Here is a 22,787-nt window from a genome sequence, read left to right as displayed (position 1 = left end):
GGGTGAAAGCGGTGCGGAAGACCCGCAGGGCTGTGGGTTACCGGGGGATGGTAACAACGTTGATCCGCCTCCCGCGCCGGGCGACATGGGCTGAAACTGACGCCTCCGGCACGCTTCGCGGCAGGATGGCGGCCCATCGCCCTTTCTTCCCGCATGGCTTCGCCCGGCGTCGTTTCCCCTTCCGCCGACGAGCAGGTGCTGGAGCAGCCGGTGCTCGGCTCCCGGCGGCTCTCCAACCTGCTGGTGGCCCTGGCCGTGAGCATCGGTGGGATCGGCTTCGTGCTCACCAGCGCCTCCAGCCGATTCGGCCGCGACCTGTTGCCCATCGGCCACCCCGCCGCCCTGGTCTGGGTGCCGCAGGGGCTGGTGATGGGGCTCTACGGGGTGGCGGCCCTGCTGCTGGCCACCTATCTCTGGCTGGTGATCGGCATCGATGTGGGCTCGGGCCTCAACCGTTTCGATCGGAAGGCCGGCGAGGCCCGCATCAGCCGCCGCGGCTTCCGAAAGCTGATCGAGGTGGTGATCCCCCTGCGGGAGATCCAGGCGGTGAAGGTGGAGGTGCGCGATGGCCTCAGCCCCCAGCGACGCCTGGCCTTGCGGGTGCAGGGCCGGCGTGACATGCCCCTGACCCGGGTGGGTGAGCCGATGCCCCTGGCGGATCTGGAGCTGGCCGGGGCCCGCCTGGCCCGCTTCCTGGGCGTCCCCCTGGAGGGACTCTGACGATGGGGTCCACCACCAAAGCCGCCGGTCTCGGCTGGCGCGTGCTGCTTCTTGTTCTGCTCGGCCTCACGCCGCTCGGCCTGGCGGCCTGCGCCGCCGACAGTGGCAACCGACCCATGGGCTGCGAGGCGGCCACCACCGCCTGCCTCAAGGGCACGGCCCTCGTGGCCATGGAAACGAGCAAGGGGCCGGTGGAGCTGACGCTCGATGGGGCAGCGGCGCCGCTCACCGCCGGAAACTTCGTCGATCTCGTCCGGCGGGGGGTCTACGACGGCACCGTCTTCCACCGGGTGGTGAAGGAACCGGTCCCGTTCGTGGTCCAGGGCGGTGACCCCAGCAGTGCCGATCCCAAGGTGCCCGCCAGCGACTACGGCGCGGGCGGCTTCGTCGACCCGGCCAGTGGCGAGTCCCGGCGCATTCCCCTGGAGCTCAAGCTCGACGGCGAGCAGGAACCCCGCTACGGAGAGGAGATCACCTCACCGACCGTGACCCGCCAGTTGGCCCTCAGCCACGAGCGTGGAGCGGTGGCCATGGCGCGATCGAACGATCCCAATTCGGCCAGCGCCCAGTTCTACGTGGCCCTGCAGGCGTTGCCCGAGCTGGACGGCCGCTATGCGGTGTTCGGCCGGGTCAGCAAGGGGATGGACGTGATCGACCGGATCCAGCAGGGGGACAAGCTGATCCGGGCCCGGGTGATCGACGGCGGCACGCTGGTTCAGAGCAAGAAGCCCTGAGGTCGCCTGGGGCGTCAACGCACCGGCCTGCTATCAGGCCGGAACCCGCTTGTCGGAGACCGTGGCCTTGAGCAGCTCGGTGTTCACCCCCGAGGCCCGCTCCAGCGCCACCTTGCCCGTGCGGGCGATCTCCAGGATGCCGTAGCCCTCAAGCAAGCGCTCCAGGGCCACCAGCTTGCCCGGATCCCCCACCACCTCGAGGGTGAGGGCATCGTCGGCCACATCCACCACCTTGGCCCGGAACACCTGCACCAGATCGAAGATGGCGCCGCGGTTCTCCGCCGGAGCCGCCACCTTCAGCAGCATCAGCTCCCGCTCCACGGCAGGAATGGTGGAGAGGTCGATGACGCCGAGCACGTTGATCAGCTTGTTGAGCTGCTTGGTCATCTGCTCGAGGGTCCGGTCGTCCCCCTCCACCACCATGGTGAGGCGGGACATGCCGCGGTGCTCGGCCGGCCCCACGGCCAGGCTCTCGATGTTGAAGCCCCGTCGGGCGAACAGACCGGAGATGCGGCTGAGGGCCCCCGATTCGTCTTCCACCAGCACCGAGAGGGTGTGCTTCATGTCGGGGTCGGGAGCGGGGTGCGGCGGGGGACCGGAACGGCGACCGGAATGGTCCTCCCAAAACTACGCGCCGGGGTGAGCCCTGCCGTCAACCGGTCCCCAGGCGCTCCAGCCAGGGGAGCACCGCCCCGTGGAAGGCGGCGGGGGTCTCGTCGTGGGGACAGTGACCGCACTGAGCGATCACGTGCAGGACCAGGTCGCTGCGCAGGCCGAGGCACTGCCGGGCCACTTCCACCGGCACCAGCCGGTCCTGGCCCCCCCAGATCAGCAGGGTGGGCCGCCCTGGCCGCTGCAGCAGGGAGACGGCCGTGGCCCGGTACGGCCGCAGGGCCATGCCGATGCTCATCGCCCGCAGGGCCCGCACCGCGCCGGGTCGCCGGGCGGGGTGGGCGATCACCCGGCGCAGCTCCTGGTCACCGATCACCGGGTGGTGGTAAGCCGACTGAATGCCCAGGTCGAGCAGGGGCGAATGGGCCAGCAGGGGCACCGCCAGTTCCAGGGGCAGCAGCCGCAGCAGCAGCTGGATCGCCCCCCGCTTCAACCGCCGCCGCCAGGGCCTTCGCCGGGGCGGCCGCCGCTGGGCCATCAGCAGGCTGGGGTCGGGGAGGGGGGCCGCCACCACGGCCCGCACCCACCGGGGGAAGAACACGCTGCAGGTGAGGGCCACCAGACCGCCGAGGGAATGGCCCACCAGCACCGCCGGCCCGCCGACCACCTCCGCCAGGAACGCCTGCACCTGGCGGGCCCAGAGGCGGTTGTCGAGGGCCTGATGGCGATGGGTTCCCGGCTGGCTGGAGGCGCCGAAGCCGATCAGGTCGAGCCCGTAGACGCACCATCCCGCCGCCGCCAGGGCACCGGCATTGCGGCGCCAGTGGCCGCTGCCGGCCCCGAAGCCGTGCAGCAGCACCAAGGCCGGCCGGCCGCTGTCCCCCAGGCGGCGCCAGTGGCAACCGTGGCCCTTCCAGTGCCAGAGGGCATGTTCCCCCCAGTCGGCCCTCTCCGGCGACGGGGCCGCCCCGGAGGCAGGCTGGGGGTCGGCGGACGACACCGATGGCTGCGGCAAGGATCCGGACGTGAGCGGACCTGATCACTATTGCGAAGGGGCGGCCGTGCTGGAGACCGGTGATGGCTTCTTCCGGCCCGCTTCCCGGCCCGCCAGGGATTGCGGCGTGCTGCTGGTCCGGAGCCTGGCCGCCGGGGCGGCGGGCGGGCCCCTGCGGGTGCTCGACGGCATGGCGGGCTGCGGCATCCGGGCCCTCCGCTACGGCCTTGAAGGCGGGGCCACGGCGGTGTGGGCCAACGACGCCGACCCCGACCGGCTGCCGCTGCTGGAGCGGAATCTCGCCGGGCTGCCGCCGGGGGTGGAACGGCAGGTGGGCACCGCCACGGCCCAGCAGCTGCTGGCGGGCTGCCTGGTTGCGGGGCGTCGCTTCGAGCTGGTGGATCTGGATGCCTTCGGCTGTCCGGCCGCCCTGGTGCCCCTGGCCCTGGAGGCGGTGGCCTTCGGCGGGGTGCTCTACCTGGCCAGCACCGATGGACGCTCGGCCACGGGCCACGACCGCCGGGCCGCGCTGCGCCGTTTCGGAGCCGCCGCCCGGGCCCACCCCGCCAGCTGGGAGATCGCCCTGCGTCTGCAGCTGGGCCTGCTGGCCCGCAGCGCCTGGGCGATGGGCCGGGGGATCACCCCCCTGCTGAGCTTCAGTGAAGGCCGGGCCTTCCGCACCGCCCTGCGGCTGGAGCGCCATCCCACCCGCGGCGAGGAGGGGCATCTGGGCCTGGTGGCCCACTGCCATGGCTGTGGGGACCAGCAGGTGCAGAGCCTGGGGCGGCTGGGGCGGTGGCGGGCCTGCGGCTGCCCCGCAGCCTCCGGTGAGGGCCCGCCCCTGGCGGTGAGCGGCCCCCTCTGGATCGGCCCCCTCCAGGATCCCGCCACGCTCACGACCATGCTTCTGGAGGCCGAGAGGGAAGGCACCCACCTCGATCGTCCGGGCCGGCGACTGCTGGAACGGCTCCGGGCCGATCCGGCAAGCACGCCCCGCTGCTGGCCCGTGGCCGCCATCGCCCGCCGGCTGGGTCAGGGGCCCCCGCCGTTGGCGGACCTGGTGGCGGCGCTGACGGCCCAGGGGTTCGCCACCGCCCCCAGCGGCGTGATGGGCGGTCAGCTGCGCAGCGAGGCCCCCTGGCCGGTGATCGTGGCCACGGCCCGGGGCCTGGTGGCCGCGACGGCTGCTAGATAGGTACCCCGTTCCCCCCTGTCCGGGCCATGGCCTCTGAAATCTTCGGCACCGCCGCCATCTTCTGGGTGCTGATTCCCGTCGGCCTGGCGGGCGGCGCGCTGCTGCTCAAGCTTCTGAACGACTGAACCCCCGGATCGCGCCGGCGACGGACGCACCACTAGGCTCAGCCCGCTTCCTTTGCTGGGGTCCATGAAGGTTCTTGTCATCGGCGGAACAGGAACCCTCGGTCGCCAGATCGCCCGTCGCGCCCTCGATGCGGGGCATGTCGTGCGCTGCGTGGTGCGATCCCCCCGCAAGGCCGCCTTCCTCCAGGAATGGGGCTGCGACCTCACCCGCGGTGACCTGCTGGAGCCCGACAGCCTCGACTACGCCCTCGAGGGCCAGGAGGCGGTGATCGACGCGGCCACGGCCCGGGCCACCGATGGCGGCAGCGCTTACGACATCGACTGGGCCGGCAAGCAGAACCTGTTCGCGGCCTGTCGCCGGGCCGGTCTGCGCCGGCTGGTCTTCGTCTCCCTGCTCGATGCGGCCCGCCACCGCAGCGTGCCTCTGATGGACATCAAGGCCTGCACCGAGGACTGGCTGGAGGCCTCCGACCTCGATTACACGATCCTGCGCTGTGTCGCCTTCATGCAGGGCCTGATCAGCCAGTTCGCCATCCCGGTGCTGGAGAGCCAGACCGTCTGGGTGAGCGGGGCCCCGACGCCGATCGCCTACATGAACACCCAGGATGTGGCGCGCTTCGCCGTGGCCGCCCTGGAGCGGCCGGACACGATCCGGCAGGCGTTCCCCGTCGTCGGCCCCCGGGCCTGGACCACCGGCGAGATCACCCAGCTCTGCGAGCGCTACAGCGGCCGGGAGGCCCGGGTGTTCCGGGTGCCGCCGGTGCTGCTGCGGCTGATGCAGGCGATCACGAGCTTCTTTGAAGCCAGCCTGAACGTGGCCGAGCGCCTCGCCTTTGCGGAGGTGGTGGGGGGCGGCGAGGCCCTCACGGCGCCGATGGAGGCCAGCTACGCGGCCTTTGGCCTCGACGCGGCCGAGACCACCCGCCTGGAGGACTACCTCAAGGAGTATTACGACACGATCCTGCGGCGCCTGCGGGAGATGGAGTCGGACCTCGACAAGGAAGCCAAGAAGAAGCTGCCCTTCTGAGCGCCCCGGCACGCCAGTTCGTGTGTACTATTGCAGCGTTTGGCGGCGGCCATGGCGATTTCCCAGATCAAGAACCTGCAGCGGCGTCTGGCCAACCTGGAGGAGGAGGCGATCGCCGAGCTCACGCGTGCCTGCGGCCACGAGCTCTGGGCCTCCCTGGGCTTCGATGCCTTCGACACCCTTGAAGATCCCGACCGCCGCGCCCGGGCGAACTACTACTACGGCCAACTGCAGACCGTCAGGGAGCTGAAGGACGCCCTGACGGTCTGAGCAGCGCCCCCAGCCGTTCCCGCTCCAAGGGGCTCACCTCCCGCCAGACGCCCGGGGCCAGCCCGGCCAGATCGAGCGGTGGGCCCCCATCCATCAGGTCGATCGCCGTCCGCACAAGTCGCAGCGTGGGCAGGGCCACCGCCGCCGTCATGCGCCGAACCTGCCGGTTACGCCCTTCCCGCAGCTCCACCTCCAGCCAGGCCGTGGGCACCCGCAGGCGATGGCGGATCGGCGGATCCCTCTCCAGCAGGCCGGGGTCCTCCACCGCCCGTGCCCGGGCCGGCAGGGTGCGGCGTCCCTTGACCATCACCCCGCGGCGGAGGCTGTTGAGGGCGGCTTCGGTGATGGTGCCCTCCACCTGCACCAGATAGCGGCGCCAGTGGCCGTGGGCCGGATCGGTGAGTCTGGCCTGGAGACGGCCATCGTCGGTGAGCAGCAGCAGTCCCTCGCTGTCGGCATCCAGGCGGCCGGCGGCGTAGACGCCGGGAACATCGATGTGATCGGCCAGGGCCCGCCAGGCGCTGCCGGGCTCGGGCCGGAACTGGCTCAGCACCCCGTAGGGCTTGTGGAAGAGCAGGGTGGTGCTCACCGCCCCCTGCCGTCAGGAGCTTTCCCGGGCCCGCCAGAGGTTGACCACGCCGATCGAGATCAGCAGCAGGCCCAGATCCATCGCGATGGGGGGAAGGATCATGGGGGGCCGGAGGCGGAGAGGCCGGCTGACCCTATCGCTCGGCGACCGCTGACGCGTGGCGCGGGCGCGACGAGGTGGGGCACGCCTGGCGCCTAAGCTGGTCGCCTGTTGTTGTCCCCAGGCCAGCCGTCCCGCATGATCGAAACGTCCGGTGTGATCGAAAAGGAGCAGGGCAACGGGTTCTACCTCGTCACCCTCGAGCAGCCTGCCGGTCACCAGTGCCTCTGCCGGGCGGCGGGCAAGCTCACCAAGTTCCGCATCAAGCTTCTTGCCGGTGACAAGGTGCTGGTTGAGATCAGCCCCTACGACCTGACCAGGGGGCGCATCACCTACCGGGAACGCAATGCCGGCGCCACCGGCCCCCGACCCGGCGGCAACCGCCCGGGCGGTCCCCGACGCCGCTGAGCCCGGCCGGGCCACCCAAGTCCTGGGGTCTCTGCGCCCAGGCAGGTTCAGGCCCTGCGAAAGCTCAGATCTCCAGCAGGCCGTCGGTCTCCGGGCGGCGATCCAGGTGCAGGTCCCTCGGCACCATCAGCACATTGGCCTGAAGCAGTTCGGGGTGGTCCTCCAGGGTGAGGAGCCACTCACGGAATTCCTCATTGATGGCGTAGCTGTCCTCGAAGAGCTCACGGCCGTCCAGGGCGGCCCGCCGGGCCAGGGCCCAGCAGACGGCGACGGTCAGACGACGATGCACGGCCGCATCGAGGGGAGTATCGGAAAAACCGTCGTGATCGCTGGCGTCGTCTCTTGGCCTGTCCATCGGGGTGATCTCGGTGGATGTCCTGTGTTGCCCACGTTGGCGGCTGGTGGGCGCAACGACGGTGTTGGTTGTCACATCGTTGCAGGAAAAGCGCCGGCAACAGGGCAAAAGCAGCCAATTTTGGGGCTGATCGGGACCTTCAGGCCGATCGGCGCCCGAGGTTCGGCAGCACGGGACCGCTGACGCTGATCATCCCCCCGGCGTCGTCCGCCAGGGCCTGCAGGGGAAGGCGATCGCCGCTGCCCGGTGCGATGCCCCCGGCGGCGGCCATGGCCGGGGGGCGTGGGCGGATCACGTAGGGCTCGCTCGTGGTCCAGCCCCTGGCGTAGCCGATCAGCAGGGGATCGGCTGGTGCGAAGACGTAGGACGGGCGTCGTGGGATGGATTCCTGACCGGAGCGATCCCCGTCCATGCGCACGGCCCTGGTGATCGCCTGCACGAAGCGGCTGCGGGTGACCACGGTGGTGAGGTAGGCCACCACCCGCAGTCGCGGGGCGTCGAAGCCTTCGGCGCACATGTCGATGCTCACCAGCCAGTCGGCCTCTCCCGCCTGGAACGCCGCCAGCCGCCGGACCGCCTCCGGATCCTGGGAGTGCACCAGATGCACCCGGTCCCCCTCCTGGGCCAGCAGGTCGGCGATGGCACCGGCGTGGCCGATGTCGCGGGCCACCACCAGCCCACCGGCACCCGGATGCTCCAGCCGCACCCGCTCCAGGCGGCGGCGGGCCTGGAGCAGCAGCCGCAGGGCGATCCCGCCGCGATCCCCGGGTCGGATGGCCCGACGCAGGTTGCGGGCCCGCCAGCTCTCCCGTTGCTCCGCCGACAGGGGGGAGGTCTCGCGCTCGCGGCCGTCCTCCGGGCGCCCGTGTTCCACCCAGCCGTCCTGGAAGCGGAACTCCAGGGGCCGCACGTCCCCGGCGGCGATCAGGGCCCGGGGCTCGACGCAGAGGTCCGGGATGATCCGCTCGGCCGGCCCGTGCTGGTCGTGCATCCGGATCCGGCGGGCGGCACAGAAGCCCAGGTTGTCGGCGCGGAAGGGGGTGCCGGTCAGCCCCAGCCGCAGCCGGGCGCCGCCGCTGAGGCTGCTGAAGGCGTGGCCCCAGGCCGTGGCTTCCGGTTCCAGGGGATCGAGGCCCAGGTGGTGCACCTCATCGGCGATCGCCAGCCAGGGTCGCCCCGCCAGCAGGCGGCCCAGCTCCCGCTCCAGGCGCAGGCGGTGCAGGGCGGCCCCCTGATAGCTCAACAGCAGCCCCTGGCCGGCGGTGGGCGGGGGGGGTCCCCCCGGGGCGTCCCATTCCCACAGGTCGAGGCCGAGGCGGGCGGCGGCGTTCACCCACTGGCGGCCGATGGCGCTGCGGTGGCAGAAGACCACGAACCGCTCCAGCCGCCCCTCCCGCTGCAGCTGCCGGAAGGCCAGCAGGGCCCCGAGGGTCTTGCCGGCACCGGGACCGGCGTGGAGGAGCACGTCCTGGCCATCGGGGCTCGCCGCCACCAGCCGGGCCCGCAGCAGCTGGATCAGGCGCCGCTGCCAGGCCCGCGGTTCGGGGCCGCCGAGACCCGGGGAGGGGCCTGGAGCCCCGGCCTGACGGCGCAGACCCAGATCGAAGGACGGTGGCGCCATGGGGCGATTCTGCTGGCCCGGTCCAGGGCCTGCCGCCGACCGTCGCAGGGTCCGGTGGGGGTGTCCGCACATTGGGACCCGGTTGCTTGCCGCCACCGGCGGGTCTGTCTATCGCGGAAGCAGTGTGCGTGGCCTCGCGTTGGTCAAGTTGCTGATTCCCAGGGAGACGGCTCCCGGAGAGCGGAGGGTCGCCGCGACCCCCGAGACGGTGAGACGGCTGGTGGCCAAGGGGGCGACCCTGCAGGTGGAGCGGGGAGCGGGTCAGGCGGCCGGCTTCCTCGACGCCGACTACGCCGCCGTGGGTGCCGAACTGTGGGACGGGGAGGCCTGCGACTGGGAGACGGCCGACGCCGTCCTCTGCGTCCAGCCCCCGCGTGCGGAGGTGCTGGCCCGCCTTCAGGCCGGGGCCCTCCTGGTGGGGCTGCTGGCCCCCTACGGAGCCACCGATCTGGTCGAGCGCCTCAACGACCGGCGGGCCTCCGCCATCGCCCTGGAGCTGCTGCCCCGGATCACCCGGGCCCAGTCGATGGATGTGCTCTCCTCCCAGGCCAACATCGCCGGCTACAAGGCGGTGCTGCTGGCGGCGGCGGCCCTTGACCGCTACGTGCCGATGCTGATGACGGCGGCGGGAACGATCCAGCCCTCCCGGGTGCTGATCCTGGGCGCCGGCGTCGCCGGCCTGCAGGCCCTGGCCACTGCCCGCCGCCTGGGCGGTGTGGTCTATGTCTCGGACGTGCGGCCGGCGGTGAAGGAGCAGGTGGAATCCCTCGGCGGGCGCTTCATCGACCCTCCCCAGCTGGAGGAGGCCCCCGCTGAGGTGGGGGGCTACGCCCGCCAGGCCAGCGAGGCGTTCCTGGCGGCCCAGCGCCAGCAGCTGGCCGACCAGCTGGCCCTGGCCGACATGGTGATCTGCACGGCCCTGGTGCCCGGCCGGCCGGCGCCCCGCCTGATCAGCGAGGCCATGCTCGATGGCATGCGACCCGGTGCCGTGGTGGTCGATCTGGCCGTGGCGCAGGGGGGGAACTGCTTCGGCACGATCCCCGGGGCCACGGTCGAGCGCCGGGGCGTGCTGCTGATCGGGGCCGATGGCCTGCCCAGCACCGTGCCCAACCACGCCAGCGCCCTCTACGCCCGCAACATCGCCGCCCTCATCGAGCATGTGCTCGTGGAGGACGGCTTCCGGCTGGATCCGGAGGATCCGATCCTCGACGGCTGCCTCTTCACCCACGCCGGCGTCTGTCGCCGGGACGACATCGTCCAGCCCGCCGGCCTGTCCCCCATCGGAGCCCGTTCATGAGCCTTCTGACGCAGTCCCTCTGGGTGCTCCTGCTGGGCAGCCTGCTGGGCCTGGAACTGATCGGCAAGGTGCCACCCACCCTGCACACCCCCCTGATGTCGGGTGCCAACGCCATCAGCGGCATCACCGTGCTGGCCTCCCTCACCCTCATCCAGCAGGCCGGGGACAACACGGCCCTGCTGGTGATCGGATCCCTCTCCCTGGGCTTCGCCCTCTACAACGTGATCGGCGGCTTTCTCGTCACCGATCGCATGCTCGCCATGTTCCGCCGCAAGGGCGACAGCCGATGACTTTCTCCATGGATGCTTTCGCCGCCGGCATCGATCTGGCGGCCGTTCTCCTGCTCGCCCTCGGCATCAAGGGCCTCTCGAAGGTGAGCTCGGCCCGCGGGGCCAACGGCCTGGCCGCCCTGGCCATGGGCCTGGCCGTTGTCGGGCTGCTGATTCAGATCCGGCCCGATCCGGTCGCCTGGCTCTGGATCGCCGCCGGCAGCGCCGCCGGTGGCCTGGCCGGTCTGCTCACCGCCCGGCGGGTGCCCATGACCGCCATGCCGGAAACGGTGGCCCTGTTCAATGGCTGCGGCGGCATGGCCTCTCTGCTGGTGGCCATGGGGGTGGCCCTGTTCGATGCGGGGGATGCCGACATCGTCGCCCTGGTGTCGATCGCCGTGTCGGTGTTCGTCGGCGCGATCACCTTCAGCGGCTCGATCGTGGCCATGGCCAAGCTCCAGGGCTGGCTGGACACCCCCGCCTGGACCCAGAGCCGCCTGCGCCACGGCGTCAACATCTCCCTGGCGGTGCTCTGCCTGGTGTCGGCCCTGCTGCTGCCCGGTGATCCGGCTGGCCTGCCCCTGTGGCTGCTGATCGGCGGCTCCACCCTGCTGGGCATCGGCGTCACCCTGCCCATCGGCGGGGCCGACATGCCGGTGGTCATCTCCCTGCTCAACTCCTATTCCGGGGTCGCAGCGGCGGCGGCCGGCTTCGTGGTGGGCAGCCAGCTGCTGATCGTCGCTGGCGCCATGGTGGGGGCAGCGGGCCTGATCCTCACCCAGGTGATGTGCACCGCCATGAACCGCTCCCTGGTGTCGGTGCTCTTCGGCGGCGCCCTCGGGGCCAGCGCCGGCGCCGTGGGCGGTGGCGGAAGCGAGGCGGGCTACACCCGCATCACCAGCTGCAGTGCCGAGGAATGCGCCATGGCCCTGGAGCAGGCGGAGCGGGTGGTGTTCGTGCCGGGCTACGGCCTGGCCGTGGCCCAGGCCCAGCATTCCCTGCGGGAGCTCGCCAAGCTGCTCGAGAGCCATGGGGTGGACGTGAGCTACGCCATCCATCCGGTGGCGGGACGCATGCCCGGCCACATGAACGTGCTGCTGGCCGAGGCCGACGTGCCCTACGAGCAGCTGCTGGAGATGGACCTGGTCAACCCCGAGTTTCCGCGCACCGATGTGGTGATCGTGCTGGGGGCCAACGACGTGGTGAATCCCCAGGCCAAGAACGACCCCACCAGCCCCCTGTACGGCATGCCCGTGCTGGAGGTGGACCAGGCCCGCCAGGTGTTCGTGGTCAAGCGCAGCCTCGGGGCCGGCTATGCCGGCATCAACAACGCCCTGTTCGAGATGCCCCAGACCGCGATGGTGTTCGGGGATGCCAAGGCGGTGCTCAACGGCCTGCTCAGCGAGCTGCGCGCGATGGGCGTGGGCAAGGTGAAGGTGGCGGCCTGACCCTGTCGCCCGTGCCGTGTCCCAGCTCCCCGACCACCTCGGCCTGGCCCCCTTCCGCCAGCGCTCCCCCTGGATCGGGGGGGATCTGCAGACCCTGCGGGACACCCTGCGTCCCCAGCGCTTCCCCCCGGATCGGGCCGAGCCGCTGACCATCCCCCTGGGGGATGGCGGCGAGCTGCTGGGGCTGCTGGATCGCCCCGCCGCCAAGCCGGCCGCCCTGGTGCTGGTGCTGCACGGCCTGGGGGGCTCCAGCGACGGCCCCGGCCCGCGCCGGCTGGCCCTGGCCCTGGCCGCCGAGGGCTTCGCCGTGCTGCGGCTCAACCTGCGGGGGGCCGGCCGGGGCAGGCCGCTGGCCCGGGGCACCTACTGCGCCTGCTGCAGCGAGGATCTGCGTCCCGCCGTGGCCCTGGCCCGGCAGCTGGCCGCCGGCCGGCCCCTGTTCGGCGCCGGCATCTCCCTGGGCGGCACGGTGCTGCTCAACGGCAGCCTGGCCGGCCTGGGCTTCGATGGCCTGGTCTGCGTCAGCAGCCCGCTGGAGCTCCATGTCTGCGCCGTCCAGTTCGAGCGCCGCCGCAACCGGGTGTACCAGCGCTGGCTGATGCAGCGCCTGCGGCAGCAGACCCTGGCCGATCCGGGCGGGCTGCAGGAGGCCGAACGCCGGGCGCTGGCGGGGTCCGGTCGGGCCCGCACGATCCGGGCCTTCGATGCGGCCATCACCGCCCCGCGCTGGGGGTTCGCCTCGGTGGCCGCCTACTACGACGCCGCCAGCCCCCTGGCGCCCCTGATCGCGGGCCGGCCCCTGCCCCCCACCCTGCTGGTGCATGCCGGCGACGACCCCTGGGTGCCGGTCGGACCGTTGCGCCAGCTGGCGGCCGCCATCAGCGGCTCTGACGTGGCGGCGCCCCGGGTGGCGCCCCGGATCGTGATCACTCCGCGGGGGGGCCACAACGGCTTCCACGCCCCCGGCGACGGGCCCGCCGCCTGCTGGGCCGACCGGCTGGCGGTGGCCTGGCTGGCTCGCCTCAGCCGGGGGGAAGGGGACGGCTGAAGGGGGTGCGCCGCACGATCCACTCCTCGATCGGCACCCCGCCGACCACGTGCTCGCGGACGATCCGCTCGATCCGCTCGGGGGTGACACCGCCGTAGGTGATGCCTTCCGGCCAGATCAGCAGCACCGGCCCCTCGCAGCAGACGCGCAGGCAGTCAGCCTTGGTGCGCAGCACCACCCCCCTGGGCCGGGCGGAGTCCTCCAGCCCCAGATCCCGCACCAGCTGCTTGAGCCGGTCCCAGCTGGCCGCACCGACGGCCGGATCCCCGCAGAGCGCCTTGGTGGGGGTGGCGCAGAGCAGCAGGTGGTGCTGGACCCCGTTCACGCCGGCAGGGCCGCCGCCGGTTGGCTGCGGAGCGCGGCGGCGGCCTCGCGGGTGGCCTGGCGAGCCCAGCCGTCCACCGCCAGCACGTCGTCGAGGGAGGGGGTGCCGTGGTGATCGGCGCGGTGGCGGTCGCAGACCCGCTCATTCAGCTCGGGGATGGCCAGGAAGGGGATCGCCTCCTCCAGGAACAGGGCCACCGCCTGCTCGTTGGCGGCGTTGAGCACGGCGGGCATGGTGCCGCCGGCCCGGCCGGCGGCGTAGGCCAGGGCCATGCAGGGGTACTTCTCCTGGTCGGGGGCGCGGAAGGTGAGCTGGCCCACGGCGGTGAGATCCAGGCGGCGCCAAGGGGTCTCCAGCCGCTCCGGCCAGCTGAGGCAGTAGAGCAAGGGCAGCTTCATGTCGGGCCAGCCCAGCTGGGCCAGCACCGAGGAGTCGGCCAGCTCCACCATCGAGTGGATGATGCTCTGGGGGTGGATGACGATCTCGATGTGGTCGTAGTCGAGGCCGAACAGGTAGTGGGCTTCGATCACCTCCAGCCCCTTGTTCATCAGGGTGGCCGAATCCACCGTGATCTTGCGCCCCATGCTCCAGTTGGGGTGGCTGGTGGCATCGGCCACGGTGGCCTTAGCCAGGTCGGCGGCGGGCCAGTCGCGGAAGGCGCCACCGGAGGCGGTGAGCTGGATCCGCCGCAGGCCTGGGGTGGGCACGCCGGTGGAGAGGCGGGCGGTGTCCGCCCAGGGGGTGCCCTGCAGACACTGGAACAGGGCCGAATGCTCCGAATCGGCGGGCAGCAGCCGGCTGCCGCTGCGCTGCAGTTCGGGCAGCACCACCGGGCCGGCGGCGATCAGGGTTTCCTTGTTGGCCAGGGCCAGGTCCTTGCCGGCGCGGATCGCCGCCAGGGTTGGCAGCAGGCCGGCGCAGCCGACGATGCCGGTGACCACCAGATCGGCGCTGGCCCAGGCGGCGGCGGCGCAGAGGCCCTCGGGACCCCCCACCAGCTCGGGCAGCCGGGCCGGACGCCGCGCCGGTTCCAGGGCCGCCAGGCGGGAGGCCAGCTCGGCGACCCGGTCGGCCTCGGCCAGGGCCACCACCTCCGGGGCATGGCGGAGGATCTGCTCCACCAGCAGATCCAGGTTGTTGCCGGCGGTGAGGGCCACCACCTTGAAGCGGTCGGGGAACTCCTCGGCGATCTCCAGGGTCTGGGTGCCGATCGACCCGGTGGAGCCCAGAACGCTGATGGCTTTCACGGCGGGTCCCCCGTAGGGTTCGTGGCGCTCCAGTGTCCCATCTCCGCCTGCGCCATGGCCGACGACCTTCCCGATTCAGCTGCTCCCGGAACGCCGGAGGCGACAGGCGCCAGGCGGTTCTCCCTTCCCTACGTGGTGGCCTGTGGCCTGGCGATGGGCACGGCTGATGTGGTGCCCGGGGTTTCGGGGGGCAGCATGGCCTTCATCATGGGAATTTACGGCGAGCTGCTGGAGGCCATCGCCGGCTTTGATCTGGGGTTGCTGGCCCTGCTGCGCCGGGGGGAATGGAGGGCGGCAGCGGCCAGGATCCACCTGGGCTTCCTGTTGCCACTGGTGGTGGGACTGGGGGTGTCGGTGCTGGTGATGGTGCGGCCGATCACCTGGCTCTATGCCGACCATCCGGACGCTCTGTTCGCCTTCTTCTTCGGCCTGATCCTCGGCGCCATTCTGCTGATCGCCCGCCATGCCCACTGGGGCTGGCAGGGGCTGGTGGCCATGGCCCTGGGTGTGCTTCTGGCGCTGCTGCTGGTGACCCAGGTGCCGGTGACCATGCCCCACGACCCGTTCACCCTCTTCTGGAGCGGCGCGGTGGCGATCATGGCGATGATCCTGCCGGGCATCTCCGGTTCCTTCCTGCTGCTGGTGCTGGGGCAGTACCAGTTCGTGATGGAAGGCGTGAAGGCGCTCGATCTGCCGGTGCTGGTGCCCTTCGCCGCCGGGTGCGCTGTCGGACTGATCAGCTTCGTGCGGCTGCTGCGCTGGCTGCTGCACCGCTTCCACGGCCAGGTGGTGGCCCTGCTGGTGGGCTTCATGGCCGGATCCCTCTGGAAGATCTGGCCGTTCCGCACGGTGCTCGAATCCACCCGCAACGCCAAGGGCAAGCTGGTCGTGCTGCGGGATGCCCTGGCGGCGCCCCCCGATGCCGGCAGCCTGGTGGTGGCCGTGGTGCTGGCTGCGGTGGGCATCGCCCTGGTGGTGGCCATCGAGCAGTTGCAGCATCGGGTCGGCATCGAGGAGATGGGGGGCTGAGGCGTCTCTCCCCCTCACCGCTGGCTTAACTGGGGCCACACCGATCCCTACCCATGTCGTGGCTGCAGCGCTGGAACTTCATCGAGCGGGCCCGGATCGAACGCCAGCTGTGGGAGGCCTTCGAGCGCCGTGAGGACCTGGAGGCGCTGGTGGAGGACTGCCGCCGGGCGGTGGCGGCGGGCGAGCGAGAGCGGGCGTTCCAGCTGGAGGTGTGGCAGACCACCCTGCAGCGGATCCGCAAGTTGGAGAAGCTGATGGCCGACAAGCGGCCCGACTGACGTCCTGGCGACGTTCAGCTGTGGGCGGCGCGCCACTGCCAGGCCTGCTGGACCAGGGGCCAGACCGACGTTGGGCTCAGGTGGTCCATGCAGTGGTGTTGATCCCGCAGACAGACGGGGTTGTCGAAGCGGGCCTCATGGCAGCAGCTGCAGCGGTGGTCGCTGCAGCTGACCCAGACATGGCCGGCCCGGGGCGCCCAGAGATCCCGGGGGCTGGCGCCGATGCCCTCGCTGTCGGTGCCGAACAGGGCCACGGTGGGGCAGCCGGCCGCCGCCGCCAGGTGCATCGGGCCGGAATCCACGGCGATGCAGAGCCGGCTGCGGCCCAGAGCGCCCACCAGGGCCGGCAGGGACAGCTGGCCGCGCAGGTCGCGGAGGCCGGTGCGGGCCAGGAGCTCCTGTTCCAGCTGATCCCCCGGGTGGCGGGGCTGGGCGGGCGGGGGGCCGCCGATCAGTCCGATCGCCGTGGCGGGAAGATTCAGGTCCCGGCGCAGCTGGCCGAGCAGGCTGAGCCAGTGCCGCAGCGGCCAGAGTTTGGCGCTGCGTTCACCGTTCACCGCCACCAGCACCGGTGGCAATCCGGCGGGTGGGGGCTGGGAGGGCAGCTCCACCCGCTCGAAGTCGGTGCTGACCCAGGCCACCCGGCAGTGGAGTTCGCGGATGCTGTTGCTGCCGATCCAGCCCGTGTAGCGCGTCACGAGGCTGGGACAGTCCCAGTGGGGGTCGAGGGCCAGGGCCTGCAGGGGATGGGGGCCGGCGGGAAGCCGGGCGGCCCCGACCACGAACCGGGGGGCCAGGGCCGTGACCCAGGCGGGTGTGTGGGGGGCATGGCCATCGGCATTGATCACCAGATCCACGCCGGGGTGGCCGTCCTGGGCCAGGTCGTGCCGCCAGGCCGCCAGGGTGGGCAGGGCCTCCATGCCCTGCTCGGCGATGGGCAGGCCGGCATCGAGCCAGGGGTTGAGCTCCTCAAGGGGGAGGGTGCGTCGGCTGCCCACGTAGGTGAGGTGGGCCCCAGGGTATTTGTGGCGCAGGCCCCGCAGCAGCGGCTGCAGCACCACGTAGTTGCCCAGCTTGGCGGCGCCGAGCACCACGATCCTGGGCTGTGGCCCGAGGGGCTGGTTCTGGAAGCGGCGCATCAGCAGCTCCTTCCCGTCACGGCCGTGGCGGCCGGCCACGGCCCATCACATAGCCGACGACCAGCCCGGCCAGGCCGCCGGCCAGGGCACCTTGCAGCTGCCACATCTGCCGGCGGAAGCGCCAGGGCATGGCGCCGAGCTGCAGGCCCACCACCAGGGTGACGGTCACCACAAGGGCCAGCCCGCCGCTGATGGGCCAGCCGCGGGAGATGGCTCCGCGCCCGGCGGGGCGATCGCTGGAGGGGTCGGGGGGCTGCGGGAGGCTCATGGGCCCAGGGTGGCCGGGGCGGCCGGCTCGAGGACCCAGCGACTCAGCCAGCACCGCATCCAGGCGCCGGGGTGGGGGTTCCGGAGGCGGCGGGAACTCTGCAGCCAGAGGCAGTTGAGCAGGTAGGTGGTGCGGTTGCAGGCCGCCAGTCTGGGGTCGCTGCCGATGGTGGCGCTGGCGTCGGGGTTGGCCTGCTGCTGCAGGCGCTGGAGCGTCTCGGGCGCGATCCACTCGATCGCGTCTGAGCGGCGCAGGCGTTCGGCGTAGTCGAGGTCTTCGCAGTAGGCGGGGTGGAAATTGGCATCGAACAGGCCCACCCGGTTCCAGACCCCGGGGGTGATGGCGAACGCGGAGAATTCCTGAGGGGCCGGCAGCAGGGGAAGGAACTGGGGACGGGCCGGGTCGATCTGCTGGATCAGCGCGCCCAGAACCCCCGGGGCGAACACCACATCGTTGTTGACCAGCAGGGCATAAGGGGCGTCGGGAAAGGCGGAGAGGATGGCGTTCCAGCTGGCGGCCACCCCCAGATTGCTGAAGGGCCGCGCCACCTGCACCCGGCCGATGGGGGCGGGGGGCTCCCGTTCCAGCCGGGTCAGCAGATTCCTGAGGGCCTCACCATCCTCCAGGCCGGCATTGATGCTGTTGTCAACGATGGCGAGGATCTCGACGGGCTCATCAAGACTGTCGAGCAGCCGCAGCAGCAGGTCGGGGCGGTTGAGGATCGGAACCCCCAGCAGGGGAATGGCGGCGGGGCGAACCGTCTGGGGCGTGATGGTGTCGAGTCGGTCCCAGAAGTCGTCGACCGGTGAGCGATCGCCACTGAGGGAGGCGTACTGGGCCAGGCAGCCCCAGAGGTCGGGATTGGTGAGCTGGCTGCGGCTGGGAGCCTCGGGCAGGGACCCGAAATAGGTCTGGGTCCACAAAAAAAGAAGGGACCTTGCGGCGGCAAGATCCCCTTTCTGGATGCAAGTGATGTAGTTGCGAGAGAACCGGACTTGATCCAAGGTGACCTCTACAGGCAGAGATCATCAACCAAAGGTGATGGAATCGCCTGGATCGGTGGTGGAGATGAAGGCGGAGTCTGCGGCGCTGAAGATGAACTCGTTGCCACCGATGATGAGCTGATCGCCTTCGCCCGCGCCGGTGATGACAGTGCCACTGGCAATATCCGAACGGGTTTCAAAATAGACTTTGTCGATGTCAAAGTCGTTGCCGAGATCGATGGAGGTGTTCCGGGCGGAACTGCTGAAACGCAGAACATCGGCGCCTTCTCCCATCTCGATGGAGGAGAACAGAACCTTGCCTCCGAAGATCAGGGTGTCGTCGCCGGCGCCCAGGTCAACGTCGAGGGAAGTGGCGGTGCGTCGGATGGTGACCTGATCCGCTCCCGTGCCTGCGGAGATGGAGGAATCCGTGATAGCGCCGGTGACGGCGACATTGTCTCCATCGCCAAGGTCGATGGTGCCATCGATGAAACTGTTGACGACGACGGAATCATTGCCGTCGGCGGTGCTGATGAAGGCGTTATTGGCGACGGCTCCAAAGAACACGCTGTTGTCGTCGGCATTGCCGATCAACGAAGTGTCCTCGGAGCGGGCACGGAAGGCTGTTGTGGTGTCCCCGCTTTCGGGGGCCTGGATGCCGACATCGCTGATTCGGCCATCCTGATTGGCGAACACCTGGGTCCGCAGGGCGTCACGGCGATTGGCGGTGACCACCTCGGCTCCGTTGGCGTCCTGGGTGAGGGTCTGGCCGATGTCCGGGACAAAGATGGAAAGAGTGTCGGAGGAAGCCACTTAGATTCGAACCATGAACCAATGTGTAGAAGGTACCGCCAGGGTTCGTGAGGTCATGTATCGGGCACGTCATTTCCGCGTACCTGAACCCTTGACTCATCGAAAGGACGTGTTGAATTCAGATAATCGTCCCCTGCCTTAAGGGCAGCTGCAAGCAGGGCCGACCGGACAAAAAACTTGCAGCGGTTTCCTGGCCGGGCCAGGATTCGCGCCATGGCTGGTTTTCCGATCGCCCACGGGTTCGAGCAGGTGCTGGAGGAGGCGCGACACGCGGAAGCCTGCCAGGAATGGCGCGTAGCCGCCTGCATTTACGAGGATTTACTGGCGTCTCATGGGGAGAATCCGGCCCTGCTGCTGGGGGCGGCCAATGCCTTGTGGCTGTCCGATCAACCGGAGGAAGCCCTGGTGCTCTACCGGCGGGCCTCGCTGCTGGCGCCGCGGAGCCCTGCCCCGTTCATGGGGATCGGCAACAGCCTGCGCGACCTCAACCGATTCGAGGCGGCCGATCGGGCGTATCGCATCAGTCTGGCGCTGGGCGGCGGCCCGGAGGTGGCCTGCAACCACGCCACGGTCCTGATCGGACTGGAGGCCTACGACGAAGCCTTTGCCCTGGCGGAGCGCCGCTTCGATCTTCCCGGGCGCGATCCCGACGACGTGCTCGGCGCTGAAGCGGTCGCTGCCTGTGCCCCGCTGCTGCGGGTGCGCACCGAGCAGGGTCTGGGGGATGGCCTCCAGTATCTGCGCTGGGTTCCAACGCTGCAGGCGAGGGCCCAGGCACGGGGCCAGCGGCTGGTGCTGGAGGTCGAGCCCTCGCTGGTGGCCCTGCTGGAGCAGGGCCTGGCCTGGCTGGATCGCCCTCCGGAGGTGAGGGAACGGGGGGCTCCGGGTGCGGGGGAGGGGATGGTGGTGAGCCTGCTCTCGCTGCCGGCGGCCCTTGGGGGCGCCCCCTGCCCGCAGCCGCCGGGTGCGGATCGCCGCGGCGCCTACCTTCGCGGGCTGGCGCCGGCCGCCGCCGCCGATGACGACCGTCAGGGGCGGCGGCCCCGGATCGGACTCACCTGGGCCAGCGGCCGCAAGCTGGCCGATGGCTTCACCCGGCGGGAATACGCCAAGCGGAGCCTGCCCCAGGCCGCCCTGGTGGGGCTCGTGGAAGGGCTGGTGGAGCGGGGCTGGGATCCGGTGCTGCTGCAGCAGGGCGACGACCGGCAGCTGGCGGAGCCGGTGCAGCCTCTGTTCACCGACGGGATTTCGGCCGATGGGGATTTCCTCGCCACGGCCCGGGTGGTGGCAGGCACGGATCTGGTCATCAGCGTTGACACGGCCATGGCCCACCTGGTGGGGGCGATGGGCCACCCCGGCTGGGTGCTGCTGCCCTACAGCGCCGATCCCCGCTGGCTTCGGGAGCGGCAGGACAGTCCGTGGTACCCCAGCCTGCGGCTGTTCCGCCAGGGGGTGGAGCGGGACTGGGGCGTGGTGGTGGCACGGGTGCTGGCGGCCCTGGGCCACGCGCAGCGACGGCGGCGCTAACGCAGCAGTTGCAGGCTGAGGATCAGGGCCTCGAAGGCCTCGGCCGCCCGGCTCACCCCGTAGCGGGCGGCCACGGTGGCGCGTCCCGCGGCGGCCATGGCGGCGTAGGCGGGCGGGTCGGCCAGCACGGACAGGAGGGTATCGGCGAGGCGATCGGGGTCGTTGAAGGGCACCAGCAGCCCGTTGTGGCCGTGCTGGATCACCTCGTCCAGCGGCGGGTTGGCGGAGCCCACCACCAGGGCGCCGGAGGCCATCGCCTCCAGCAGGCTCCAGGAGAGGGCATAGGGATAGCTGAAGTGGACGTGGGCGGCGCTGATCCGGAACAGGGCCAGCAGATCGCGGTGCGCCAGGGGCGGCAGGAAATGGACCCGCTCCAGGGGCAGTCGGTGGCCGAGCAGGGCCAGCAGTTCGCCCTTGTGGCCCTCGGGGTGGGAGGAGGGGGCGCCGTAGCCGCTGCCGGTGCCCCCGACGATCACGGCCCGGGCGTCCGGGCGGGCGGCCAGCACGGCCGGCAGGGCCCGCATGACGCTGCGGAAGCCGCGCAGGGGTTCGAGGTTGCGGCTGGCGAAGGTGATCACCGGATCCCCGCGCACGAGGGTGGGACCACCTTCCAGCCGCAGGCTGGTGCTGCCGCCGGCGGCGGCGGGCAGGGCGATGCCTTCGTGCAGCACGTGGAAACGGCTGCGCAGGTGGGGGGGGAAGGTGTCGCGGGCGAAGCGGGTGGGGACCACGCAGGCGTCGGCGTCGGCCACGGCCGCCAGACCCATCAGGTTGCCGCGGCGCCACTGGGCCCGCAGGGCGGGGGAGGGGTCGCCCAGGTCGGCATCGAAGCCGTAGCCGAGCAGGAGCGGGGCGGCGTAGAGCTCGGGATAGGCGATCAGCACCGCCTCGGGCCAGATGTCGCGCAGGTAGAGCAGCTCCCCCCAGCCGCTGTGGGCCAGCACCGCAGCGGGGCGGTAGCCCTGGTCGCGCAGCTGCAGGCAGCGCTCCTGGACACGGGCGGCCCGGCGCAGGCTCGTCTCGAGCAGGGGATCGGCCAGTCCCTCCGGCAGGGCCGGCGGCTGCCAGCCGTAGTCGAGCCGCTGGCCGCGGGGGGTGGCCCCCAGACCGAGCACCCGGTGGCCGCGGTGTTCGAGGGCGGGAGTCAGGTCACGAAACTGGCCGGGATGGTTCTGATGGATCAGCAACAGTTCCATCGGTCAACGCTATTACAATCCCGCTGCCTGAACTGACCTGCGTCATGTCGCTCTGGAGCCGTCTGTTCGGACGCCGGGATACGGTGAGCTGGGGTGAACGAAAGCTGCAGAAAGATAGTGGTCTGCTGGATACGCTGGTGAGCGATCCAGGCACCATCCCGATGGAGATGGATCGCCGGCCCGAAATCACGCCCTGGTCGGCGGCACGGCTGGGCACGATCTTCGCCGATTTCGCCCACGAAGCCACCCCCACCCGGCTGGCGGAGGCCAGGCTGGCACGCCAGTGCCTGTCGAAATTCTGGTTGAGTGCGCCGATCGATGCGCTGGAGCTTCTCTATGGCTCGGCGGTGGGTCAGAGCTACCGCCAGATGATCAGCGGCGCGTTGGCCTCCCAGCCGCTGCTGCGCGATGAAGAGAGCTGGAGGGACCATCTCTCCGAGCGGCTCCAGAGCGGCTTCGATCGGCCGGAAATGGCCAACGTTCTGCTGGCGGTGATGCCCTATTTCCGTCGCGGCAAGATGAAAGTGCGCAACTGCGAACAGAATCTGCCGGCCTGGTTGCTGGAGGACTACGCCAGCCTGTTTGAGCCGGAACTGCTGCCGCGCCTGCGCCAGCCCAGCCCCCTGGAGCGCCGCGCCCTGGCACCCGCGGCGGGGTCGACGGCGGGGCCGGCGACGGGATCGGTGGGCGTGGAGCCGGAGCGGCTGCCCCTGCCCCAGCTCTCCGGCTTCACCGGCGCCCAGGCCCTGCAGCTCACCGCCAGCGAGGAGTTCCTCACCCGCCTCAACGGCCTGGTCAACCTGTTCGAGATCGACCCCGACGATGGGGCCATCCGCCAGGAGCTGGGCGGCTACCGGCGCCAGCTGGGCCAGATCTGGCTGGACACCCCCGACGACCAGTTGCAGTCCCTGTTCGAGAGCACCTTCGGCGATCTTTATCGCAAGTTCCTGCGCAGTGGCTACGCCGGCACCCACCTGACGGAGGAGGACCGGCAGCTGCGGGCCCAGCTGGCCCAGTACGTGCGCAACATGACCCGACCCAGGGCCGCCCAGGCGGTGCTGGCGTCCCTGCCCTTCTACCCGCCCGGCAAGATCGGCTTCGCGGGTGGGGAGCAGTTCATGCCGCAGTGGCTGCTGGGGGCGCTGCCCAGCCTGTATGTGAAGAGCTGAGT

Annotated in this window: 27 protein-coding genes; 15 read left to right on the top strand and 12 right to left on the bottom strand. The window is 71.1% G+C overall.

Annotated elements, in window-relative coordinates; genetic code table 11:
- Positions 1-153 precede the first annotated feature (153 nt).
- Both VB738_RS13745 and VB738_RS13740 read left to right on the top strand, forming a co-directional pair.
- On the top strand, positions 154-720 hold the full coding sequence (locus VB738_RS13745) for a photosystem I assembly protein Ycf4 (protein WP_323306274.1): 567 nt from the start codon (positions 154-156) through the stop codon (positions 718-720).
- Positions 721-722: 2 nt separating this feature from the next.
- A complete protein-coding gene (locus tag VB738_RS13740; protein WP_323306273.1) occupies positions 723-1,454 on the top strand; it encodes a peptidylprolyl isomerase in 732 nt (243 codons plus the stop codon).
- A gap of 33 nt (positions 1,455-1,487) precedes the next feature.
- Here the strand turns inward: VB738_RS13740 and ilvN are convergent, their stop codons facing one another.
- Both ilvN and VB738_RS13730 read right to left on the bottom strand, forming a co-directional pair.
- The gene (gene ilvN / locus VB738_RS13735) at positions 1,488-2,018 is read right to left on the bottom strand and encodes an acetolactate synthase small subunit (RefSeq protein WP_323306272.1); all 531 of its coding nucleotides are present in this window, start codon (positions 2,016-2,018) and stop codon (positions 1,488-1,490) included.
- 88 nt (positions 2,019-2,106) lie between these two features.
- Positions 2,107-3,066 (bottom strand): alpha/beta fold hydrolase, encoded by a 960-nt coding sequence (locus VB738_RS13730; RefSeq protein WP_323306271.1) that lies wholly within the window; start codon positions 3,064-3,066, stop codon positions 2,107-2,109.
- A gap of 25 nt (positions 3,067-3,091) precedes the next feature.
- Here VB738_RS13730 and VB738_RS13725 point away from each other — a divergent pair, with 25 nt between their 5' ends.
- From VB738_RS13725 to VB738_RS13710, 4 genes are all read left to right on the top strand, one after another.
- Positions 3,092-4,255, top strand: coding sequence for a N2,N2-dimethylguanosine tRNA methyltransferase (locus tag VB738_RS13725; protein ID WP_323306270.1), 1,164 nt, complete (start codon positions 3,092-3,094; stop codon positions 4,253-4,255).
- Between the two features lie 26 nt (positions 4,256-4,281).
- Positions 4,282-4,380: a cytochrome b6-f complex subunit PetM gene (gene petM / locus VB738_RS13720; RefSeq protein ID WP_015108796.1), complete on the top strand. Its 99-nt coding sequence runs from the start codon at positions 4,282-4,284 to the stop codon at positions 4,378-4,380.
- A gap of 64 nt (positions 4,381-4,444) precedes the next feature.
- Complete coding sequence (locus tag VB738_RS13715; protein WP_323306269.1) at positions 4,445-5,407, top strand: NAD(P)H-binding protein; 963 nt, start codon at positions 4,445-4,447, stop codon at positions 5,405-5,407.
- A 51-nt stretch (positions 5,408-5,458) separates the two neighbouring features.
- Positions 5,459-5,677 carry a hypothetical protein gene (locus VB738_RS13710; RefSeq protein WP_094583931.1) on the top strand — a complete coding sequence of 73 codons (219 nt, stop codon included), beginning with the start codon at positions 5,459-5,461 and terminating at the stop codon, positions 5,675-5,677.
- Here VB738_RS13710 and VB738_RS13705 read toward each other — a convergent pair.
- Positions 5,646-6,266: a pseudouridine synthase gene (locus tag VB738_RS13705; RefSeq protein ID WP_323306268.1), complete on the bottom strand. Its 621-nt coding sequence runs from the start codon at positions 6,264-6,266 to the stop codon at positions 5,646-5,648. The two genes, VB738_RS13710 and VB738_RS13705, sit on opposite strands and share 32 nt — an antisense overlap.
- 237 nt (positions 6,267-6,503) lie before the next feature.
- Here VB738_RS13705 and infA point away from each other — a divergent pair, with 237 nt between their 5' ends.
- On the top strand, positions 6,504-6,773 hold the full coding sequence (gene infA, locus VB738_RS13700) for a translation initiation factor IF-1 (RefSeq protein ID WP_015108791.1): 270 nt from the start codon (positions 6,504-6,506) through the stop codon (positions 6,771-6,773).
- Between the two features lie 64 nt (positions 6,774-6,837).
- Here the strand turns inward: infA and VB738_RS13695 are convergent, their stop codons facing one another.
- Positions 6,838-7,128 carry a hypothetical protein gene (locus tag VB738_RS13695; protein ID WP_323306267.1) on the bottom strand — a complete coding sequence of 97 codons (291 nt, stop codon included), beginning with the start codon at positions 7,126-7,128 and terminating at the stop codon, positions 6,838-6,840.
- 139 nt (positions 7,129-7,267) lie between these two features.
- Positions 7,268-8,749, bottom strand: a complete 1,482-nt coding sequence (locus VB738_RS13690; RefSeq protein ID WP_323306266.1) for a DEAD/DEAH box helicase — start codon at positions 8,747-8,749, stop codon at positions 7,268-7,270.
- 139 nt (positions 8,750-8,888) lie between these two features.
- Between VB738_RS13690 and VB738_RS13685 the strand changes: the two genes are divergently transcribed.
- From VB738_RS13685 to VB738_RS13670, 4 genes are read left to right on the top strand one after another with little or no spacing between them, the layout of a single operon-like run.
- Positions 8,889-10,046 carry an NAD(P) transhydrogenase subunit alpha gene (locus tag VB738_RS13685; RefSeq protein WP_323306265.1) on the top strand — a complete coding sequence of 386 codons (1,158 nt, stop codon included), beginning with the start codon at positions 8,889-8,891 and terminating at the stop codon, positions 10,044-10,046.
- Positions 10,043-10,336 (top strand): NAD(P) transhydrogenase subunit alpha, encoded by a 294-nt coding sequence (locus VB738_RS13680; protein ID WP_323306264.1) that lies wholly within the window; start codon positions 10,043-10,045, stop codon positions 10,334-10,336. Before VB738_RS13685 ends, VB738_RS13680 begins: the two co-directional genes overlap by 4 nt.
- Complete coding sequence (locus tag VB738_RS13675; RefSeq protein ID WP_323306263.1) at positions 10,333-11,763, top strand: NAD(P)(+) transhydrogenase (Re/Si-specific) subunit beta; 1,431 nt, start codon at positions 10,333-10,335, stop codon at positions 11,761-11,763. The genes VB738_RS13680 and VB738_RS13675 overlap by 4 nt, the downstream gene beginning before the upstream one ends.
- Positions 11,764-11,779: 16 nt before the next feature.
- Entirely contained in the window at positions 11,780-12,811 is a 1,032-nt protein-coding gene (locus tag VB738_RS13670; protein ID WP_323306262.1) for a YheT family hydrolase, read from the top strand.
- Here VB738_RS13670 and VB738_RS13665 read toward each other — a convergent pair.
- Positions 12,786-13,136 carry a (2Fe-2S) ferredoxin domain-containing protein gene (locus VB738_RS13665; protein WP_323306261.1) on the bottom strand — a complete coding sequence of 117 codons (351 nt, stop codon included), beginning with the start codon at positions 13,134-13,136 and terminating at the stop codon, positions 12,786-12,788. The genes VB738_RS13670 and VB738_RS13665 overlap by 26 nt on opposite strands.
- On the bottom strand, positions 13,133-14,383 hold the full coding sequence (locus tag VB738_RS13660; protein WP_323306260.1) for a 1-deoxy-D-xylulose-5-phosphate reductoisomerase: 1,251 nt from the start codon (positions 14,381-14,383) through the stop codon (positions 13,133-13,135). The genes VB738_RS13665 and VB738_RS13660 overlap by 4 nt, the downstream gene beginning before the upstream one ends.
- Positions 14,384-14,404: 21 nt before the next feature.
- Between VB738_RS13660 and VB738_RS13655 the strand changes: the two genes are divergently transcribed.
- Together VB738_RS13655 and VB738_RS13650 are read left to right on the top strand one after the other, a co-directional pair.
- The gene (locus VB738_RS13655; protein ID WP_323306259.1) at positions 14,405-15,412 is read left to right on the top strand and encodes a DUF368 domain-containing protein; all 1,008 of its coding nucleotides are present in this window, start codon (positions 14,405-14,407) and stop codon (positions 15,410-15,412) included.
- A gap of 53 nt (positions 15,413-15,465) precedes the next feature.
- On the top strand, positions 15,466-15,690 hold the full coding sequence (locus VB738_RS13650) for a hypothetical protein (RefSeq protein ID WP_323306258.1): 225 nt from the start codon (positions 15,466-15,468) through the stop codon (positions 15,688-15,690).
- Positions 15,691-15,704: 14 nt separating this feature from the next.
- On the opposite strand, the gene VB738_RS13645 is transcribed toward VB738_RS13650, so the two are convergent.
- The 4 genes from VB738_RS13645 to VB738_RS13630 form a co-directional block, all read right to left on the bottom strand.
- Positions 15,705-16,868, bottom strand: coding sequence for a glycosyltransferase family 9 protein (locus VB738_RS13645; protein ID WP_323306257.1), 1,164 nt, complete (start codon positions 16,866-16,868; stop codon positions 15,705-15,707).
- Positions 16,846-17,097 carry a hypothetical protein gene (locus VB738_RS13640; protein ID WP_323306256.1) on the bottom strand — a complete coding sequence of 84 codons (252 nt, stop codon included), beginning with the start codon at positions 17,095-17,097 and terminating at the stop codon, positions 16,846-16,848. The genes VB738_RS13645 and VB738_RS13640 overlap by 23 nt, the downstream gene beginning before the upstream one ends.
- Complete coding sequence (locus tag VB738_RS13635; protein WP_323306255.1) at positions 17,094-18,020, bottom strand: hypothetical protein; 927 nt, start codon at positions 18,018-18,020, stop codon at positions 17,094-17,096. Before VB738_RS13635 ends, VB738_RS13640 begins: the two co-directional genes overlap by 4 nt.
- Positions 18,021-18,125: 105 nt before the next feature.
- Positions 18,126-18,893 carry a hypothetical protein gene (locus tag VB738_RS13630; protein ID WP_323306254.1) on the bottom strand — a complete coding sequence of 256 codons (768 nt, stop codon included), beginning with the start codon at positions 18,891-18,893 and terminating at the stop codon, positions 18,126-18,128.
- A 213-nt stretch (positions 18,894-19,106) separates the two neighbouring features.
- Between VB738_RS13630 and VB738_RS13625 the strand changes: the two genes are divergently transcribed.
- Positions 19,107-20,420 (top strand): hypothetical protein, encoded by a 1,314-nt coding sequence (locus VB738_RS13625; RefSeq protein ID WP_323306253.1) that lies wholly within the window; start codon positions 19,107-19,109, stop codon positions 20,418-20,420.
- Here the strand turns inward: VB738_RS13625 and VB738_RS13620 are convergent.
- A complete protein-coding gene (locus VB738_RS13620; protein WP_323306252.1) occupies positions 20,417-21,616 on the bottom strand; it encodes a glycosyltransferase in 1,200 nt (399 codons plus the stop codon). The two genes, VB738_RS13625 and VB738_RS13620, sit on opposite strands and share 4 nt — an antisense overlap.
- Before the next feature lie 44 nt (positions 21,617-21,660).
- Here VB738_RS13620 and VB738_RS13615 point away from each other — a divergent pair, with 44 nt between their 5' ends.
- Positions 21,661-22,785 carry a hypothetical protein gene (locus VB738_RS13615; protein WP_323306251.1) on the top strand — a complete coding sequence of 375 codons (1,125 nt, stop codon included), beginning with the start codon at positions 21,661-21,663 and terminating at the stop codon, positions 22,783-22,785.
- The last annotated feature ends 2 nt before the right edge of the window (positions 22,786-22,787 follow it).

Origin of the sequence: Cyanobium gracile UHCC 0139, assembly GCF_034931325.1 — a bacterium.
Taxonomy (GTDB): domain Bacteria; phylum Cyanobacteriota; class Cyanobacteriia; order PCC-6307; family Cyanobiaceae; genus Cyanobium; species Cyanobium gracile_B.
This window is presented reverse-complemented; position numbering and strand designations above follow the sequence as displayed.